This window comes from Antrihabitans spumae, from assembly GCF_043944905.1.
GTDB classification, from domain to species: domain Bacteria; phylum Actinomycetota; class Actinomycetes; order Mycobacteriales; family Mycobacteriaceae; genus Antrihabitans; species Antrihabitans spumae.
The window spans coordinates 1-16,275 of sequence record NZ_JBIMSN010000059.1; the positions used below are offsets into that span (position 1 = coordinate 1).

Here is a 16,275-nt window from a genome sequence, read left to right on the forward strand (position 1 = left end):
CCCGAAACAGCTCCGTCACGAAACCGTTCCCGCCGATCCACCCCCATTAGTCTTTTCGGCGGGACGGACCGCCGAAAAGACTCACGACGCGCGGAGCTCCCTCTGCTCCGATTTCCAGACGCGGAAACCCTCCTCGGTGTGGCCGCGCCGCCAGTATCCGGAAATCGACGCCCATTCCGCCGCGACGCCGCGCTCGTTTCGCACGTATTTACGCAGGTCAGCCATCACGACCTGGGCCTCACCGTGGATGAACACCTGAGCAACCCCCGACAACCACTCGGCAGCACGGACCGCATCACCGAGCAGCGATTCGGGTGCATCCTCGCGGTGGACCCACGTCAGCTCGATATCCGCGGCGGTCTCGAACGCGATCTCGTCGAGCGCCGAGCCCACCTCGACGAACACCTTCGCTTTCGTACCGGCCGGCAGCGCTCCCAGCGCGACCGCGATCGCGGGGATCGCCGACTCGTCGCCTGCCAGCAGATGCCAATCGGCATCGGCGCGCGGCGCGTACGCGCCACCGGGGCCGAACATCGAGATCGTCTCCCCCGGCTGCACCCGCTCTGCCCACGGCCCAGCAATACCGTCGTCACCGTGGACGACGAAGTCGATCGCGATCTCACGAGCGGTCGGGTCCACCGATCGCACCGTGTAGGTCCGCGTGATCTCGGCGCCGTCCGCTTCGAACAGCAACTTCACATAGGAGTCGGTGAACTCGCTTGGGGCGAAGTCGTCGAATCCCGCTCCGCCGAGCACCACCCGAACGAGGTGCGGGCTGACGCGCTCGGACCGGAGCACCGTCAGTGTCGTCTTTCGTCGTGCCATCGATACCTCCAAGAAATTAGGCTTACCTAACCAAGGTACACAGCGGTTGCCGAGGAGGTTGCCCACGAGGCTGCTGCCGCATTTGCGTGAATCAACATCGACGCAACATCAGGTCGCTACCCTGTGGCGATGCCGCCGCGACGACGATCGGTGCTGCTGTCGAAGCTGGTGATCGAGAACCAGGGCAGCCCGCAACGCGAGATCCTCGACGAGTTGCGCCGTGTGATCCTCGACGGTGCCGTACCTCCCGGCACAGCCATTCCGCTCGGCGAGGTTGCCGAACTGTTCGGTGTCAGTCACATCCCGGTCCGAGAATCGTTGAAGACGTTGATCGGCGAAGGCTTGGTCGATCATCGCGCCAACTTGGGATATACAGTCGCGCAACTGACTTCGGCCGAACTGCGCGAAATCTACATCGTGCGTGAGACTTTGGAGACGGCCGCGCTTTCCGCCGCCGCCGAGCAGGCGACCGCCGAGGACCGCGCCGACATCGCGGGCATTCACGCCAGGATGGAAGACGCGATCCGTGACGACGATCCCGTCGCCTATCACCGCCTCAGCCGCGAATTCCACCTTGCGCTGACGAGGCCGTCTCGTATGTACCGGCTGCTGCACATGCTCGAATCGGCGTGGAACATGACCGAACCGGTGCAGCCGATGGTCCACGTGGCGCGCGGCGATCGTGCAACATTGCATTCCGATCATCAGGCGATGCTCGACGCGTTTCTCGCAAACGATGTCGCGCGACTGCTCGCGGCGAGCGAGCACCACCACACACGGCTCAACACGGTCATCGCAACATTGCCCACAGATACCGGTCTACTGGCTGCAGAAGATATATCTCTGCGGAAATAGGCACGCAACTTCCGCTGGATAACTTGAGTTTCGCCAGCTCGCACGACACTCCAGATCGGGAGTAGCCATGACCGAAACTCTTCCATCGCAGCAAACCTCCAGCCTGCCTTCAGGCTCGCTGCTCGGTGCAAACGACATCGTCGAGGCCGCAGGCCACCCCGTCGGCGGCGGCCTCATCAAACCCGGATACGACCCCCAGCTGACCAACGAGGACCTCGCGCCACTGCGCAAGCAGACCTGGGGGTCCTACAACATCTTCGCGTTCTGGATGTCCGACGTGCACTCCGTCGGCGGCTACGTCACCGCGGGCAGCCTGTTCGCTCTCGGACTGGCGAGCTGGCAGGTACTCATCGCCCTTGTGGTCGGCATCATGATCGTCTACTTCTTCTGCAACCTCGTCGCCCGCCCGAGCCAGGCAACAGGGGTGCCCTACCCCGTCATCTGTCGCAGCGTGTTCGGCGTCATGGGCGCCAACATTCCAGCCATCATCCGCGGCCTCATCGCTGTGGCCTGGTACGGAATTCAGACGTTCCTCGCATCAGCGGCACTCGACGTCGTCCTGATCAAACTGTTCCCGTCCCTCGCTCCCTATGCGGTGGTCGACGATTACGGCTTCCTCGGTCTGCCACTGCTCGGCTGGGGCAGCTTCATATTGCTCTGGATACTGCAGGCCTGCGTGTTCTGGCGAGGCATGGAGTCGATCCGCAAATTCATCGACTTCTGCGGTCCCGCAGTCTATGTCGTGATGTTCATGCTCTGCGGCTACCTCATCTGGAAGGCCGGCTGGAGTGCGATCGACCTCAACCTCGGCGAAGTGAAGTATTCCGGCCTGGACGCCATCCCGGTCATTCTCGGTGCCATCGCGCTCGTCGTCTCCTACTTCTCGGGGCCGATGCTCAACTTCGGCGACTTCTCGCGCTACGGCAAGTCGTTCGAAGCAGTGAAGAAGGGCAACTTCCTCGGACTACCGGTGAACTTCCTCGTGTTCTCGATCCTCGTCGTCGTCACCGCGTCGCTCACCCTGCCCGTCTTCGGTGAGCTGCTGACCGATCCGGTCGCGACGGTCGCGCGGATCGACAGCACGTTCGCGATCGTTCTCGGCGCGCTGACCTTCACCATCGCGACGATCGGCATCAACATCGTCGCCAACTTCATCTCCCCCGCCTTCGACTTCTCGAACGTCAGCCCGCAGAAGATCAGCTGGCGCGCGGGCGGCATGATCGCCGCCGTCGGTTCCGTGCTGATCACACCGTGGAACCTCTACAACAATCCCGATGTCATCCACTACACGCTCGAAACTCTGGGTGCGTTCATCGGACCGCTGTTCGGTGTCCTGATTGCCGACTACTACCTGATCCGCAAGCAGCACATCGTGGTCGACGATTTGTTCACCATGTCTACCCAGGGCACCTACTGGTACACGAAGGGCTACAACCCTGCCGCGGTGATCGCGACGGCGATCGGTGCAATCGTCGCAATGTTCCCGGTACTCACGGCCGGTGACGTGTACGGCATGCACACGGCCGCGCAGTACAGCTGGTTCATCGGCTGTGGCCTCGGTTTCGCGATCTACTACGTGCTCGCAACCAAGTCTCGCCTTGCCGTCACCAACACCGCAGTCACCAACACCGCGCCGAACGCGGCGGCATAGGCTCTCGGGCATGCACATTCGGCTCGTCAATCCGAACACGACGGCGACGATGACCGCGAAGATCGAGGAGTGTGCCAGGGCCGTCGCCGGTCCTGGCACGCTCGTCGATGCGGTCAATCCGGACATGGGTCCGGCGTCCATCGAGAGTCATTACGACGAAGCTCTCGCCGTTCCCGGCCTCCTGACCGAAATCGCCAAAGGTGAGGCAGCAGGTGTCGACGGCTACGTCGTCGCATGCTTCGGCGATCCAGGAATCGACGCTGCTCGCGAAATAGCACGCGGGCCGGTCGTCGGAATGGCCGAAGCGGCCATGCACATGGGTAGCTTCCTCGGCCGAGGCTTCAGCGTCGTCACGACGCTGGAACGGTCGGCGGGTCGGACGTGGGATCTCGCGGAACGGTATGGCATGCAACGGTTCTGCCGCGGCGTCCATGCCAGCGACATCCCGGTCCTCGACCTGGAAACCGATCCAGAGGCACGAAAGATCATCACCGAATCTGCTTTGCGGGCAATCGAGTCCGACAACTCGGATGCGATCCTGCTCGGCTGTGCGGGTATGGCCGACCTCTGCCGTGAGATATCGGCCGAGATCGGCGTACCCGTTATCGACGGCGTAGCCGCAGGCACGACGTTGGTGGAATCGCTTGTGCGACTCGGCCTTCGCAAGTCGGGCAGAGGTGAGTTCGCGACACCCCCGCCCAAGGCCTACATCGGACTGCTGCGCGAATTCGGGTCCGCCGCTGGATGAGTGGTGCGCCAATGCTCGGCGATGTCGATCCGTTTCGCGATCCAGACGCGCTCGTGCGACTGGACGTGATCGAGGAAGCGTTCCAGAGCTGCGGTCCGCGCTGGTCGACCGACTATCCGGCAGTGCAAGCCGATCGACAGCATCTTCGGCGCGCCGGCAACACCCTCCGCGTACAGCACGTCGAAGGCGTCGCGCAGGTGGGCGAAGAACTGATCGCCGCTGGGAAAGCCTGCGGCAGAAGCGAATCGCATGTCGTTGGTGTCGAGCGTGTAGGGAACGACGAGATGGTCGGTGCCCTGCACCTCGACCCAGTACGGCAGGTCGTCGGCGTAGGAATCGGAGTCGTAGACGAAGCCTCCGTGCTCGACGACGAGATCTCGGGTCTGCGGTGAATCGCGGCCCGTGTACCAACCGAGCGGTGCCGCACCGGTGAGATCGCGAAGGATCGCGACGGCCTCGTGCAGGTCGGCTCGTTCCTCGTCACGATCGGTCAGTTGATACGACGCCCACCGCAAGCCGTGGCAGGCGATCTCGTGACCGAGTTCGGCGAACGCCGCGACCGCTTCGGGATTGCGCTGCATCGCACGCGCGACCGCGAAGATGGTGAGTGGCAGCTTGCGTCGTTCGAAGACCCTCAGTACACGCCACAGTCCCGCCCGCGACCCGTACTCGTAGAGCGACTCCATGCTCATGTGCCGATTCGGAAAGGCCTGCGCCGGAGTGATTTCCGATAGGAACGTCTCCGAAGCCTCGGCACCGTCGAGAACGTTGTTCTCGCCGCCCTCCTCGTAGTTCAGGACGAACTGCACGGCGATACGCGCACCGTTCGGCCACTGCGGATCCGGCGGATGCGGTCCGTAGCCGACCATGTCACGGGGATAGTCGCGCGGGTCCTCACGCCTGTACTCGCTCACGCTACGACGCTACCGCCAACGGCGTTCGATCTCAGCGAAAGCGGCGTCGGTCAGCGTGCCGAACAATCGCAACCGCGCCAGACCGCCGTCCGGGTAGATGTCGAGCCGGACGTCCGTCACGGGCACGGCGTCATCGACGAGGAAACGGTGCCTGGTGTCGGCTCGCAATGTCGTGCGATCCAACAGGTCGATCCACTCACCGGCTTCGGTCTTGCCTCGCAGCGCAGCGGCGCCGGGGCTGTTGCCGACGAAGTAGGACGTGTCGATCTCGGCGAGCCTGATCGTTCCAGCACCGGCCAGCTTGACCTGGACCCAATCGTTGGCTCCGTCGCGACGCCGAGCGGTCTCCCAACCGTCGCCCATCACCTTCGCCACACCGGGAAACAGCAGGTTCTGCGGGGAGCTGTAGAACCGATTCGAGCAATCGGTGACCATCGCGCCGTTCTCGAGTGCGGCGAGGTCGAGCGGCCCGGCACCGAGTAGCCGCGGATCGGGGCGACCCTCGCCGTGCACCCGGAACCTCGCAACTCCACCGTCCGGGTACATCGTGAGTTTCACGTGCGTCCAACGCTTTTCCGATGCCACGTCGAACGGATTGCGGGTGTCGCCGTACACCTTGCTGCGGGGAACCAGTGTCGTCCAGTCGGTCCGCGCCGCGATGTCGGCAGGATCCGGATAGCCGTCGACGACGAGGCCTTCGACAGACACCTCCGGCGGGAAGTTGCCCTTGAACCACGCTGTGTCGACGACGACGCCATGGATCACCCCTGCAACTCCGAGGCGCACGACTGCCTCGTCGATCCCGTCCGCACGTCGGCGGCGCGTCTCCCAGCCGTCGTAGATCTGGCCCTTGTGGCCGAACGTCGCAGGTTGATACACCGACGGACCTGGGCGGATCAGGTTCTCCTTCTCGGCGAACAGTTCGTCGTTCGCCCAGATCACCGCACCACCGAGTGGTCGCAGTGCGAGGTCGGGAAGCATTGTGAAATCGGGCATCCGAACGGAACTTCGGTCCGCGGTCATCGTGTCCTTCCAACCAACTCGTCGAGTACGTCACGCCGAGCACACGGCGCGAGATCGACTAAGTCTTGCTCATCGAATGCCCGAGCATCGATTCCTCGCAGCACAACTTTCGCCAGCGCCTGCGCGGTCGCAGGCTCGTCGACTACGTCACCACCCTGCTTGTCCAGGTAGGCCTGGAGTCGAGGAGCAGCAGCGTGCAGCGCCGTGCGATAGAAGGCGAACGTGGCGAGCCAGCGGGTCGCCAAGTGCCCTGGGTGCATGTCCCACCCCTGGTAGTAGCCGCGCTCCAGCGACCGAGTGACGAGTCGGTAGTGGCGTCCGATCGCATCGGCGACGGCGGTGGCCGATCCGGTGGGATTGACCTGCGTCGAGCCGTCGCACACCCACACACCGGTTTGCGCTGCCGCAGCCAGCATTACGGCCTTGGCATGGTCTGCGACCGGATGCTCGAGGGACTGCTGAATGGATGCGATGCCGAGCGCGGCACTGTAATCGTAAGTGCCGTAATGCAACGCGGTGCACCGACCGTCGGCGAGGTGGATCGCCTTCGCTACGGTCGCAGCGCCGTCGCGGCCGAGTATCGCCTGTGGACTTTCGATCTGCAGCTCGAATCGCAGTGTGTGCGATGGCAATCCGTGCACGTCCTCCAATTCTTCACACAGCAGGACGGCCGCCGTCACCTGTTCGGCGACACGAAGCTTGGGAATCGTGAAGACGAAACCGGCGGGTACACCGCCTGCACCGTCGAGCACCAACTCGAGTGTGCGCAGCGACCGCGCGAACTCGTCGGTCGTCAGTCCGCGGATCCTGATGCCGCACCACGGCGGTCCGCCTGCGACCTCACGCAGCGCTTGGAACGTCGCACCGGCACGGCGGGCATCGTGATCTTCCACAGCATCCGGACGTCGGCCGTAGCCGTCCTCGAAGTCGATACGTAGATCCTGGATCGGGTTGCGGGCCAGCATGTCCCGGACTTTCGGCAGCGCGCCCGATATGTCCAATGCAGTGAAGAGCTCGGAGTGGTCGGCGATGAGTTCGCCTGCTCCGCGACCCCATTCCGACGGTGTTTCGGGTGTCGCGTCGGCGGCGCTGACGTACACGGTGTGCAGCGGCTGCACCTCGGGCCGGTCGTGCCGATAGTGCAGGGCGAGGTCGGCGTCCACGGCGCGCAGGACGGCACCGATTCGTTCGATACGTTCTCGCGGTGCGGATGCGTCGGGATTCGGTGGCACGGCTCCATCGTCGCAGAACGTAGGGCGCTTCGCGCTACGGAGTTCGCTTACCCCGATAGCCGACCTCGGCGAGATGTGGACAGCTGCCGTATTCCGAACCGAAGTAGTCGGTCCACGATCGTTCCTGCGGATCGGGGAGAATTCGACGGCCGATGGCATACAGGCGAAGCACTACTCCGATCGTCGGGCGCACACCTCTTTTCGGCCGTGGCAGACCGTGCACGTCGAGCAGCTCGTCCTCACACAGAGCCGCGACGAAGGCCCCACCGAGAAATTGCAGGCGCGGAGGCAGCCACCGAGCGGCGTAGTCGTCGATCATGGCCTGTGCAACGGCCACGCCGCCAGCGGAGAACGCCCAATTGTCTCGTTCGTAGCGGCACGACCAGTCCCAGAATTCGTCGTAGGTTTCCGGGATGTCATGTAGGCCCATCTGTTTGCCGACGCCGCGCCAGAACCGGAGATTCGCTTCCTTTTCACGATCCGTCAACAGGTCGACGCCGACGAAGGAGGGTATCCGGGCGGCTTCGAACGACAGTGATGCCAGCGTGTAGAGGCTCTGGTCGTTGGTGATCGGAAAAGGAGCGTGGATCTCGTTGAGGCGTTCGATCGCGGCGCGGCCACGCTCGGACGAGTGGCCGTTCTGCATGAACTCACCGAAGAACACCATGGTGTCGTCGTTGCGCTTACGGGTCGATCGCATGATCGGACCTCGACCGCCACGGTGCACGACTGCCGCGATCGACGGCACCGCCATTTGCCGAAGGAAGGCAACGGTATACAGAGCGGCGGTCAGCACCGGATCGCCGTAGCGAACCTCAGCGCTGAGGTGCGTGATCCGCGCGTCGTCGACTCGCGGATCGAGCTCCGCAATGGTGTTGCGCGCCCATCGACGTGATCGACCGGTATTCGACTTCATTCCTCGACGCTACATACTTGCGCGCACGCAAGCAAGTAGAGTGGTGGTATGAAGACGACCGCGCCGAGACGAACCCAGCAGCAACGATCGGCGGAATCAGCAGAACGCCTTCGGCAGGCGTTGGCGGAACTGGTGATCGAGCAGGGCTACGAACGCACCACCGCGGCCGAGATCGGACTCCGAGCGGGATACAGCCGCGCGATGGTGCGCGAACGATACGAATCGAAGGACCAACTGCTCGGCGCGCTGCACCGCGACTACGAAGCGCTGCTGCTCGGCCGCAACGACGAGGAGAGCGGACTCGCGCGGATCCTCGGAGCGTTCGATCGCCTGCACCAATTCTCACTGGAGAAACCGATACTGCTGAAGGCGATCCTCATTGCAAGTTTCGAAGCGGCGGCCGGCGGGCACGTCATGCGGCCCGTCGTCGATAGGTGGCTCGCAGCGCTCGGCGCCCAACTCCAGCAGTGGATTCGGGAGGGCCTCGACGACGGAACCGTCAGCGCCGGAATCGATGTCGAGGCAGAGGTCGAGCAATTGTTGATCGAAGCCATCGGAATCTCGTATCGCTGGATCCAGGATCCCGACCTCGACAGCATGCCGAGACGCCTGACAGCGTGGCGCGACCGGTCGATAGGGCGGCTGCGCCGCTCGTGAGTCTCTTCGGCGGGCCCGACCACCGAAAAGACGCACGAGCGGCATAGCCGCCTAGAAGGAAATCGCTTCCCCGCGCGGCAGTTGGACGAGGCGGGTGCCGTAGTCACGTCCGAGGTCGTCGACATCGGCCAGGAACTGCGGCCACTCCAGCCGCGGCACCGGTTTCGGCGGCTTGTCCTGCGACTCCAGGAAGTTGTCGTGGTGGCACGGGATGAACACCCTCGGACGCAACTGCGCACCGATTCTGGCGAAGTAGTCGGGTGTGCCTTGACGTGCGGCGAGGCAGGCGATTACGACATCGACAGGCTGCTGACGAGCGAAAGGTTCTGGCTCGAAGCCTGCGCTGGTGTGCAGATAGAACGAGGTGTCCGCGAACGTCACCCGATAGGAGAAAACCTGACCGCGTGGCCAGCGGAACGGGCTGCGCGGCATGCCGGTGCCGCGGAGGTCGATCACATCAATCTTGCTTGCGACCGGCACGATGCCGTGCCGTGACGCCACTGCCTCGACGCTGAAGGGGCCGACCGTCAGCTGCTCGCCGTCGACGACCGTGTGCAGCTGCGATTCACCGATGCCTTGCCGCCGAACGATTTCGGTCGTCGTATCGCTGCCGTAGACCACAGCGCTCGGACTGATCGTCGCAACTTCGGCGACGTCCATCGCATGATCCCAGTGGGTATGCCCGACGAATATCGCGGACATGTCGGCGAACGACCGCCGGACCCGCTCACCGTCGGAGCGCGCCGACCGGAAGAAGGTGTCGACGAATCCAGGATTGCTGACGAAGGGATCGAAGCAGATTCGCGTCCCCTCGTAGGCGAGCACGATGCCGGCACATCCCGTCCACGTGATCGTTGCGCCGATCGGCTCGTCGCGGAGCCAACCCGGCGCCGGACCGTCGGTCGGAAAGATGTCTGCGGGAGCTCCCGCAGTCGGTGCGGTCATTGCCGCCATACAGCCGAGGCACATCGTTCGGATGCTACGGCGGTCCGCGCGTTGTGTGCCTGTGGATGAGCAGATAGTTATCCACATTCGGTGATCGGCACTGTCGCAAACCGTGGCAACGGCACAACGCTGAACGGATGTGGAAACACCTCGTGGCGACTGGACTGGTTCTCGCGGTCGTCGGCAGTTCGCCGGCCGGCGCGGCCCCGCGTGGCGAGTACGACTGGCCGCTACGCCCGCGACCACAGGTGGTGACCCCGTTCGACAACCCCGAACGCGACTGGCTCCCCGGTCACCGTGGTGTCGACCTCGCCGGCGCACCCGGTCAATCCGTTGTGGCCGCAGGCGACGGCATCGTCGTGTTCGCTGGCACGGTCGCGGGCAAACCGGTCGTCTCTATCGACCACGCCGGCGGCTTGCGCACCACGTACGAACCGGTCGACGCGTCGGTGTCCGTCGGTCGGCGGATCGGTCGCGGTCACACCATCGGGACGCTGGAAGCGGGACATCCGGGCTGTCCGGCCGCTGCGTGCCTGCACTGGGGTCTGCGCCGCGACAGGGAGTATCTCGATCCACTCGGCTTGCTGCACGCCAGGCCCATCAGACTGAAACCCGTTACCTAGCAACTGCTATGCGCGCGGATGGGCCTGATCGTGGACCTTGCGCAACCGGGCGACCGAGACGTGTGTGTAGAGCTGTGTCGTGGCGAGGCTGGCATGGCCGAGCAACTCCTGCACGATCCTCAAATCCGCACCACCTTCGAGCAAATGTGTTGCCGCGGAATGCCTCAGCCCATGAGGACCGATGTCGGGCGCACCGGGAATCGCCGAGACCGTCTCGTGCACAACGGTCCTCGCCTGACGCTGGTCGATACGTTTGCCTCGTTTGCCGAGCAGCAGCGCGCGATCCGACTCGGCGGTCGCCAGTTCGGGTCGCCCGAACCGCAACCAGGTCTCGACCGCTTCGGCGGCCGGGCGACCGAACGGCACCGACCGCTCCTTGTTGCCCTTGCCGATCACCCGAACGAGATGACGGTCACGGTCGACGTCGTCGATGTCGAGGCCACACAGCTCACCGACCCGAATACCGGTCGAGTACAGCATCTCCACGATCAGCCGGTCCCGCACCGCAAGGGGATCGTGTTGCGCCGCGCCAAGTTCCGCGGCGTCCATCGCGTCTGCCGCCTGTTGCTGCCGAAGCACGGCAGGCAACGGCCGCAACGCCTTTGCCGAAGCGAGACGCGTACCCGGGTCGGCCGAAATTCGGCCGGTACGGGTGAGCCACGCAGTGAAAGTTCGGGCGGACGAGGTCCGTCGAGCCATCGTCGTTCGGGCCGCACCGCTCTTCGACTGTGCTGCAAGCCACGACCTGAGCAACCGCAGATCGATATCCGTCAACTGCGCTTCCGGCATCTGGGCCAAGAGGTGGGTGAGCAGCGCAGTCACATCGGCGACGTACGCCCGGACCGTGTGCGCCGACCGACCACGCTGCAGCCGAAGATGTTCGGCGAACGCATCGACGTCCGCCCGCATCGAATCGGGCAGTTCCGCAGTCATGGCCCAACAGTCGCTGCCCGCGCCCGCGCATGCAAGCTGGCTCGCCGGTCGACAAGGAACCGGTACAGACCCTGCCCGCGTAACGTCCCCGCAACTCTGACGGTCCGACGCGCAACCTCGACGCAACCACGGACTCCTACTGTGCGAATGATGACGAGTGATTCGCCGGGCACCGGCATCGACATCACCGGCCTGACCAAGACGTTCAAGCTGGGTCGCCGATCGGTGGAAGCACTGCAATCGGTCGACCTGCACACCGAGTCAGGTGCCTTTCTGACGCTGCTCGGGCCGTCTGGTTGCGGTAAGTCGACAGTGCTGCGGATTCTCGCGGGACTCGAGACGCCGACAACGGGTACCGCGCTCATCAACGGGTACACCCCGGCGCAGTTGCGCGGCAGGCACGAACTCGGGATTGCATTTCAGGATTCGGCGTTGCTGCCGTGGCGCACGGTTGTGTCCAACATCAAACTGCCGCTTCAGGTTGCCGGGATTGCCCCCGACCCGAAGCTGATTGCCGACCTCGTCGCCCTCGTCGGACTCGAAGGTTTCGAGAAAGCGAAGCCCGCTCAACTGTCCGGTGGCATGCGTCAACGGGTCTCGATCGCGCGCGCTCTCGTCGTGAAGCCGACGGTCCTGCTGCTCGACGAACCGTTCGGCGCGCTCGACGACATGACCCGCCAACGACTCAACCTCGAATTGCTCCGCATCTGGACGGAGAAGCCCGCCACAACCTTGATGGTCACCCATGGCATCGCCGAGGCGGTATTCCTGTCGGACCTTGTCGCGGTGATGAGTCCGCGTCCCGGTCGCGTGCTCGAGATCGTCCGTATCGACCTCCCCCGACCACGTACGCCGGACATGATGCGAACACCCGAGTTTCACAAGATCCACGATCAGCTGTCGGAGTTGTTGTTCGGTCGATCCGCGGTTGCCGAAGGAATTGCGTGAAGGCGCGACCGACCTGGCTCGGCGGCGCGATCGGCATCCTCGGTCTGATCGTCGTCTGGTGGCTGCTCGCCGCGTTCGACGTCGCGGGCGGCACGATCCCTTCGCCTGGCACCGTTGTGTCGACGATGTATTCGGACGGTTGGTCGCTCTACGGACCGAACTTCGGGATCACCGCGTCCGGCGCGCTGAAAGGCTTTCTCTGGGGCAACGCGCTGGCCATCGCGCTCGCCGTCGCGATCATCCTCGTGCCACCGATCGAGTCGTTGGCAACACAGCTCGCGATCCTCAGCTACTGCACTCCACTGCTTGCACTCGGTCCGATCATCCTTGTCGTCTTCGGGGGCCGGACCCCGACGATCTTCCTCGCGGCGATGTATTGCTTCTTCACGACGATGGTCGGCACGGTCGCCGGGCTTCGCTCTGCCGACCCCGCGAGCCTGGATCTCGTCGAGGCCTACGGGGGCGGAGCGTGGCAGAAGTTCACGAAAGTGCGGCTCATCGCTGCAGCGCCGAGCACGTTCGCGGCGTTGAAGATCGCCGCTCCGAGCGCAGTTCTCGGCGCGATTCTCGGTGAGTATCTCGGCGGTGTCGACAGCGGCATCGGCGTTGCGCTCACCGCGGCACAGACGTCGTACAACGTTCCGCGCACCTGGGGTATGGCGATCGCAGCGGCGGCACTTGCCGGTCTCGGCTATGCGATCGTCGCGGCCGTCGCCAGGCTCGTCACGCCGTGGACGTCGGCACGGGGAGCGATCCGATGACGCCAGCGCTGCGCCGGATCGGGAGGTTCCTGCTGCCGTTGGCAATCTCGATGGTTCTGATGCTGGCCATCTGGTACCTCTTTCTCGCCGTCTTTCCGCAGGTGGGGCCGCGCGTCGGTAAATCGCCGCAGGATGTGTGGAACTACCTGTTCACCGGTCCGGCCTCGGGAACAGCTCGATCGAACCTGATCGACAATCTGCAGATCACGCTGCGCGATGCGGGTGTCGGATTCGCGGCCGGCATGCTCGCCGCTCTCGCTGTCGCCGCAGTGTTCGTCGTATTCAGGTCGATCGAGCAGACGTTCCTTCCCGTGGCCATGCTCCTGCGATCCGTGCCGCTCGTCGCGCTGACCCCGATCATCGTGCTGATCTTCGGTCGCGGCGTAGTCGGCGTCGCGGTCCTCGCCGGGATCGTGGTGTTCTTTCCTGCGCTGGTGATGATCATGGTCGGGCTGCGGGCGGCGCCTCGCCAATCTCAGGAACTAGTCGAGGCGTACGGCGGCAGTCGATGGACGGCGCTGCGGCTCGTCGCGATACCTGCCGCGCTACCGTCGGTGTTCGCGGCTGCACGCATCTCGAAGCCTCCTGTGCGCTGATCGGCGCACTCATCGGCGAATGGCTCGGTAGCGGCAGCGGCCTCGGTTCCAGCCTGATCAAGGCCATACCGCGCTACCAGTACAACGAGCTGTGGGCCTCGATTGCCATCGTCACCATCGTGTCGATCCTGCTCTACGCCATCGTCGGAGTGCTCGAAAACATCGTGCTCGCCCGCTTCGGTCCCGATGCAGGCAAGAGTGCCTGAACGCACTCTCGCCGTTGTTTACATCGGCTAAACATTCTCCACCGGAGAGGCAAAGTTCCCGAAACTCGGCAGCCATAGTGTTCGGCCATGACGTCGTCGCAGCCAAGCCTTCCCCGCTCGCCCCGACCTATCGATCGTCGCACCTTCTTCCGATACTCCGCGTTCGCAGGCGTCGCTGTCGGCGGCACCGCACTGCTCGCGGCGTGCGGCAGCGACTCGTCCGATTCGTCGGGCGGCACCACCGACGACGGGTCGAAGTTCGGGACGGTCGCAGTGCAGTTGTCCTGGATCAAGAACATCGAGTTCGCAGGCGAGTACTTCGCGCTGGAGAAGGGCTACTACAAGGACGCCGGGTTCGGCAATGTGAATCTCATTGCCGGCGGCGCCGCAGGAACCGGCATCGAAGCGGGCCTCGACACAGGCAAGGTCTGGATCGGCCTTTCGGCTCCACAGCTCACGGCTCCTGCGGTTCTGAATGGGCTGCCCGCCAAGATCGTCGGTGCCACCTATCAGAAGAACCCGTTCGCGATCGTCAGTTCTGCTGCCAAGCCGATCCTCACACCGCAAGACATGGTCGGCAAGAAGATCGGCGTGCAGGATTCCAACCAACTCGTCTTCGGGGCACTCCTCGACGCAAACGGTATCGATCCAGGCTCGATCACCGTCGTTCCTGCACAGTTCGACCCGACACCGCTTGCGAACGGCGAGGTCGACGGCTGGGTCAGCTACGTGACCAACGAACCGATAACGTTGGCAGCCAAAGGCTTTCCCAACCATGCAATGCTGTTCGCCGACTACAATCTGCCGCTCGTCGCGGAAACCTTCACAGTTCTGCAGGACACGATCGACAACGAGCGCGACAAGCTCAAAGCCTTCCTCATCGCGGAAATCAAAGGCTGGAAGGACGCCATCGCCGATCCCGCGGAGTCCGCACGACTCGCAGCCGAGGTCTACGGCAAGGATCAGAACCTCGACGTCGCCGAGCAAACGAAAGAGGCGACCGCGCAGATCGGTCTGGTCGTGTCCGAAGACACCACCGCAAACGGCTTGTTCACCATGACGCCGAAGCTGGTCGAGGAGAACATCGCCGCGCTTGCGAAGGCGAAGCTCGACGTCACCGCCGACCAGCTTTTCGACCTCTCGATCATCGACGAGATCTACAAGGAGAACCCCGACCTGAAGTAGCTCGGATCAGGGACGGATCAATCGGTGAACGTCACCAGGTTCTGGTCAAGGATCATCTCGTCCTCGTGGTCCGACGGCGAAAGCCCCGGTACCAACTTCAACGGAATACCGGTCCCCTCGGATGCATCGAAATCTGCGGTGCTCGCCACCTGCGCAGTGACCGAGAACTTGTCGTACACGGCAGGCAGACCCTGTGACGCGAGCGGCGACGGACCGTTCATGACGTGCAGATGCAGATGTGGCGCAACCGAATTGCCGGTATTGCCGACCAACCCGATGACGTCGCCCTTGGTGACCTTGTCGCCGACCTTCGGCTTCACACTTCCTGGCTGCATGTGCGCGTAGTTGACGTAGAAGCCGTTGCCGATGTCGAGGACGACGTAGTTGCCGTCCGCGTCCTGCAGCGAGATGCCCGACGGGAAGGTTCCCGGTTCCTGCTCGGGCAGGTCGTTCTTCGTCCCGACGACGGTTCCGTCGGCAACCGCGTAGACCTCTTTGCCGAAGATCTCGTAGTTCTTCGGATCTTTCGGGTCGCCGGTGAAGATCTTGAACTCTTCGTCCGCCTGCTCGTAGTCGATGGCATAACGCTGAGCGACATAGGTCTGCCCGTCGACCGGAAGGATTGCGCGCGTGTGCCTTACCGCATCGCAGCAGCCGTCCGCCGCGATGTACCGCTCGCCACGCAGCGGTGCCGACAGGACCGGCAATGTACGGTCGTCCACGTCGACTTCGCCGAGCCGCTCGGTGATTCGGTTCTGCCCGGGTGGAGCAGCCTCGGCGTTGACACTCACCTCGTGGATCAACTTGTCCGGCACGGTGGCGTCCTTATCCAACGTGACGTGCAGGAAGATCGTCGCGGCCTGGCCGGCGTCAAGAACGTCGGTGCCGTCGCGGCTCCCCGCAGGCTGGACCCGCGAATTCAGTGCATCACCGGTCAATTCACCGACGGCTCGGCCGGAGCCCTCGTCGAGTATCTTCAATCCTTCGATCTTCGTCGACCCGCTTGTGAAGTTGGTGACCGACAACTCGTACACGAGGTGCACTTTCCCATCGGAGCCTTCGAACGGTACGGGCGCGAACTCGACCGCGCCGACGATCGGGGTGAACTGCTCGTTTCCGACCTCTGTTGCGTTCGAACTCGAGGTCGACGACGAGCCGTCCGCATCGTCGTCGGAGTCACCGCACCCGGCCGCTGCGAGTGCAACGACTGCTAGCACTGTGACCATCGACCGAAAATGGCGTCGGCGAAGCTGGCTC

18 protein-coding genes are annotated in these 16,275 nt (G+C 63.9%); 10 read left to right on the forward strand and 8 right to left on the reverse strand.

Annotated elements, in window-relative coordinates; genetic code table 11:
- Nucleotides 1-81 precede the first annotated feature (81 nt).
- Complete coding sequence (locus ACHIRB_RS13860) at nt 82-825, reverse strand: siderophore-interacting protein (protein WP_395118932.1); 744 nt, start codon at nt 823-825, stop codon at nt 82-84.
- A 129-nt stretch (nt 826-954) separates the two neighbouring features.
- Here ACHIRB_RS13860 and ACHIRB_RS13865 point away from each other — a divergent pair, with 129 nt between their 5' ends.
- The 3 genes from ACHIRB_RS13865 (at nt 955) to ACHIRB_RS13875 (ending at nt 4,079) form a co-directional block, all read left to right on the forward strand.
- Nucleotides 955-1,680, forward strand: a complete 726-nt coding sequence (locus tag ACHIRB_RS13865; RefSeq protein ID WP_395118934.1) for a GntR family transcriptional regulator — start codon at nt 955-957, stop codon at nt 1,678-1,680.
- 67 nt (nt 1,681-1,747) lie between these two features.
- Entirely contained in the window at nt 1,748-3,331 is a 1,584-nt protein-coding gene (locus tag ACHIRB_RS13870) for an NCS1 family nucleobase:cation symporter-1 (protein WP_395118936.1), read from the forward strand.
- 10 nt (nt 3,332-3,341) lie between these two features.
- Nucleotides 3,342-4,079 (forward strand): aspartate/glutamate racemase family protein, encoded by a 738-nt coding sequence (locus tag ACHIRB_RS13875; RefSeq protein WP_395118938.1) that lies wholly within the window; start codon nt 3,342-3,344, stop codon nt 4,077-4,079.
- On the opposite strand, the gene puuE is transcribed toward ACHIRB_RS13875, so the two are convergent.
- From puuE to ACHIRB_RS13895, 4 genes are read right to left on the reverse strand one after another with little or no spacing between them, the layout of a single operon-like run.
- Nucleotides 4,037-4,948, reverse strand: coding sequence for an allantoinase PuuE (gene puuE / locus ACHIRB_RS13880; protein ID WP_395119062.1), 912 nt, complete (start codon nt 4,946-4,948; stop codon nt 4,037-4,039). The genes ACHIRB_RS13875 and puuE overlap by 43 nt on opposite strands.
- A 54-nt stretch (nt 4,949-5,002) precedes the next feature.
- Complete coding sequence (gene alc, locus ACHIRB_RS13885) at nt 5,003-6,016, reverse strand: allantoicase (RefSeq protein WP_395118940.1); 1,014 nt, start codon at nt 6,014-6,016, stop codon at nt 5,003-5,005.
- Entirely contained in the window at nt 6,013-7,248 is a 1,236-nt protein-coding gene (locus ACHIRB_RS13890; RefSeq protein WP_395125059.1) for a DUF6986 family protein, read from the reverse strand. The genes alc and ACHIRB_RS13890 overlap by 4 nt, the downstream gene beginning before the upstream one ends.
- 34 nt (nt 7,249-7,282) lie before the next feature.
- On the reverse strand, nt 7,283-8,164 hold the full coding sequence (locus ACHIRB_RS13895) for an oxygenase MpaB family protein (RefSeq protein ID WP_395125058.1): 882 nt from the start codon (nt 8,162-8,164) through the stop codon (nt 7,283-7,285).
- A gap of 48 nt (nt 8,165-8,212) precedes the next feature.
- Here ACHIRB_RS13895 and ACHIRB_RS13900 point away from each other — a divergent pair, with 48 nt between their 5' ends.
- Nucleotides 8,213-8,821, forward strand: a complete 609-nt coding sequence (locus ACHIRB_RS13900; protein ID WP_395118946.1) for a TetR/AcrR family transcriptional regulator — start codon at nt 8,213-8,215, stop codon at nt 8,819-8,821.
- A gap of 51 nt (nt 8,822-8,872) precedes the next feature.
- On the opposite strand, the gene ACHIRB_RS13905 is transcribed toward ACHIRB_RS13900, so the two are convergent.
- On the reverse strand, nt 8,873-9,766 hold the full coding sequence (locus ACHIRB_RS13905) for an MBL fold metallo-hydrolase (RefSeq protein WP_395125057.1): 894 nt from the start codon (nt 9,764-9,766) through the stop codon (nt 8,873-8,875).
- 137 nt (nt 9,767-9,903) lie between these two features.
- Here ACHIRB_RS13905 and ACHIRB_RS13910 point away from each other — a divergent pair, with 137 nt between their 5' ends.
- Nucleotides 9,904-10,389 carry a murein hydrolase activator EnvC family protein gene (locus ACHIRB_RS13910; protein ID WP_395125056.1) on the forward strand — a complete coding sequence of 162 codons (486 nt, stop codon included), beginning with the start codon at nt 9,904-9,906 and terminating at the stop codon, nt 10,387-10,389.
- A 6-nt stretch (nt 10,390-10,395) separates the two neighbouring features.
- Here ACHIRB_RS13910 and ACHIRB_RS13915 read toward each other — a convergent pair whose 3' ends face one another.
- Entirely contained in the window at nt 10,396-11,322 is a 927-nt protein-coding gene (locus ACHIRB_RS13915; RefSeq protein WP_395125055.1) for a tyrosine recombinase XerC, read from the reverse strand.
- Between the two features lie 150 nt (nt 11,323-11,472).
- Here ACHIRB_RS13915 and ACHIRB_RS13920 point away from each other — a divergent pair, with 150 nt between their 5' ends.
- The 5 genes from ACHIRB_RS13920 to ACHIRB_RS13940 all read left to right on the forward strand — a co-directional run bounded on the left by ACHIRB_RS13920 (nt 11,473) and on the right by ACHIRB_RS13940 (nt 15,018).
- Nucleotides 11,473-12,270, forward strand: coding sequence for an ABC transporter ATP-binding protein (locus ACHIRB_RS13920; RefSeq protein ID WP_395118954.1), 798 nt, complete (start codon nt 11,473-11,475; stop codon nt 12,268-12,270).
- Entirely contained in the window at nt 12,267-13,031 is a 765-nt protein-coding gene (locus ACHIRB_RS13925; protein ID WP_395125054.1) for an ABC transporter permease, read from the forward strand. Before ACHIRB_RS13920 ends, ACHIRB_RS13925 begins: the two co-directional genes overlap by 4 nt.
- On the forward strand, nt 13,028-13,627 hold the full coding sequence (locus ACHIRB_RS13930) for an ABC transporter permease (RefSeq protein WP_395125053.1): 600 nt from the start codon (nt 13,028-13,030) through the stop codon (nt 13,625-13,627). The genes ACHIRB_RS13925 and ACHIRB_RS13930 overlap by 4 nt, the downstream gene beginning before the upstream one ends.
- The gene (locus tag ACHIRB_RS13935) at nt 13,540-13,833 is read left to right on the forward strand and encodes an ABC transporter permease subunit (RefSeq protein WP_395125052.1); all 294 of its coding nucleotides are present in this window, start codon (nt 13,540-13,542) and stop codon (nt 13,831-13,833) included. Before ACHIRB_RS13930 ends, ACHIRB_RS13935 begins: the two co-directional genes overlap by 88 nt.
- A gap of 87 nt (nt 13,834-13,920) precedes the next feature.
- A complete protein-coding gene (locus ACHIRB_RS13940; RefSeq protein WP_395125051.1) occupies nt 13,921-15,018 on the forward strand; it encodes an ABC transporter substrate-binding protein in 1,098 nt (365 codons plus the stop codon).
- A 17-nt stretch (nt 15,019-15,035) separates the two neighbouring features.
- On the opposite strand, the gene ACHIRB_RS13945 is transcribed toward ACHIRB_RS13940, so the two are convergent.
- Nucleotides 15,036-16,244 (reverse strand): M23 family metallopeptidase, encoded by a 1,209-nt coding sequence (locus ACHIRB_RS13945; protein WP_395125050.1) that lies wholly within the window; start codon nt 16,242-16,244, stop codon nt 15,036-15,038.
- Nucleotides 16,245-16,275 lie beyond the last annotated feature (31 nt).

What these genes read in the sequence shown, in the direction of transcription:
- ACHIRB_RS13940 (WP_395125051.1), top strand. Translation starts at nt 13,921, where the DNA reads ATGACGTCGTCGCAGCCAAGCCTTCCCCGCTCGCCCCGACCTATCGAT.
- ACHIRB_RS13870 (WP_395118936.1), top strand. Translation starts at nt 1,748, where the DNA reads ATGACCGAAACTCTTCCATCGCAGCAAACCTCCAGCCTGCCTTCAGGC.
- ACHIRB_RS13875 (WP_395118938.1), top strand. Translation starts at nt 3,342, where the DNA reads ATGCACATTCGGCTCGTCAATCCGAACACGACGGCGACGATGACCGCG.
- alc (WP_395118940.1), bottom strand. Translation starts at nt 6,016, where the DNA reads ATGACCGCGGACCGAAGTTCCGTTCGGATGCCCGATTTCACAATGCTT.
- ACHIRB_RS13895 (WP_395125058.1), bottom strand. Translation starts at nt 8,164, where the DNA reads ATGAAGTCGAATACCGGTCGATCACGTCGATGGGCGCGCAACACCATT.
- ACHIRB_RS13910 (WP_395125056.1), top strand. Translation starts at nt 9,904, where the DNA reads ATGTGGAAACACCTCGTGGCGACTGGACTGGTTCTCGCGGTCGTCGGC.
- ACHIRB_RS13860 (WP_395118932.1), bottom strand. Translation starts at nt 825, where the DNA reads ATGGCACGACGAAAGACGACACTGACGGTGCTCCGGTCCGAGCGCGTC.
- ACHIRB_RS13935 (WP_395125052.1), top strand. Translation starts at nt 13,540, where the DNA reads ATGGACGGCGCTGCGGCTCGTCGCGATACCTGCCGCGCTACCGTCGGT.
- ACHIRB_RS13930 (WP_395125053.1), top strand. Translation starts at nt 13,028, where the DNA reads ATGACGCCAGCGCTGCGCCGGATCGGGAGGTTCCTGCTGCCGTTGGCA.
- ACHIRB_RS13900 (WP_395118946.1), top strand. Translation starts at nt 8,213, where the DNA reads ATGAAGACGACCGCGCCGAGACGAACCCAGCAGCAACGATCGGCGGAA.
- ACHIRB_RS13945 (WP_395125050.1), bottom strand. Translation starts at nt 16,244, where the DNA reads ATGGTCACAGTGCTAGCAGTCGTTGCACTCGCAGCGGCCGGGTGCGGT.
- puuE (WP_395119062.1), bottom strand. Translation starts at nt 4,948, where the DNA reads ATGGTCGGCTACGGACCGCATCCGCCGGATCCGCAGTGGCCGAACGGT.
- ACHIRB_RS13920 (WP_395118954.1), top strand. Translation starts at nt 11,473, where the DNA reads ATGACGAGTGATTCGCCGGGCACCGGCATCGACATCACCGGCCTGACC.
- ACHIRB_RS13865 (WP_395118934.1), top strand. Translation starts at nt 955, where the DNA reads ATGCCGCCGCGACGACGATCGGTGCTGCTGTCGAAGCTGGTGATCGAG.
- ACHIRB_RS13915 (WP_395125055.1), bottom strand. Translation starts at nt 11,322, where the DNA reads ATGACTGCGGAACTGCCCGATTCGATGCGGGCGGACGTCGATGCGTTC.
- ACHIRB_RS13905 (WP_395125057.1), bottom strand. Translation starts at nt 9,766, where the DNA reads ATGACCGCACCGACTGCGGGAGCTCCCGCAGACATCTTTCCGACCGAC.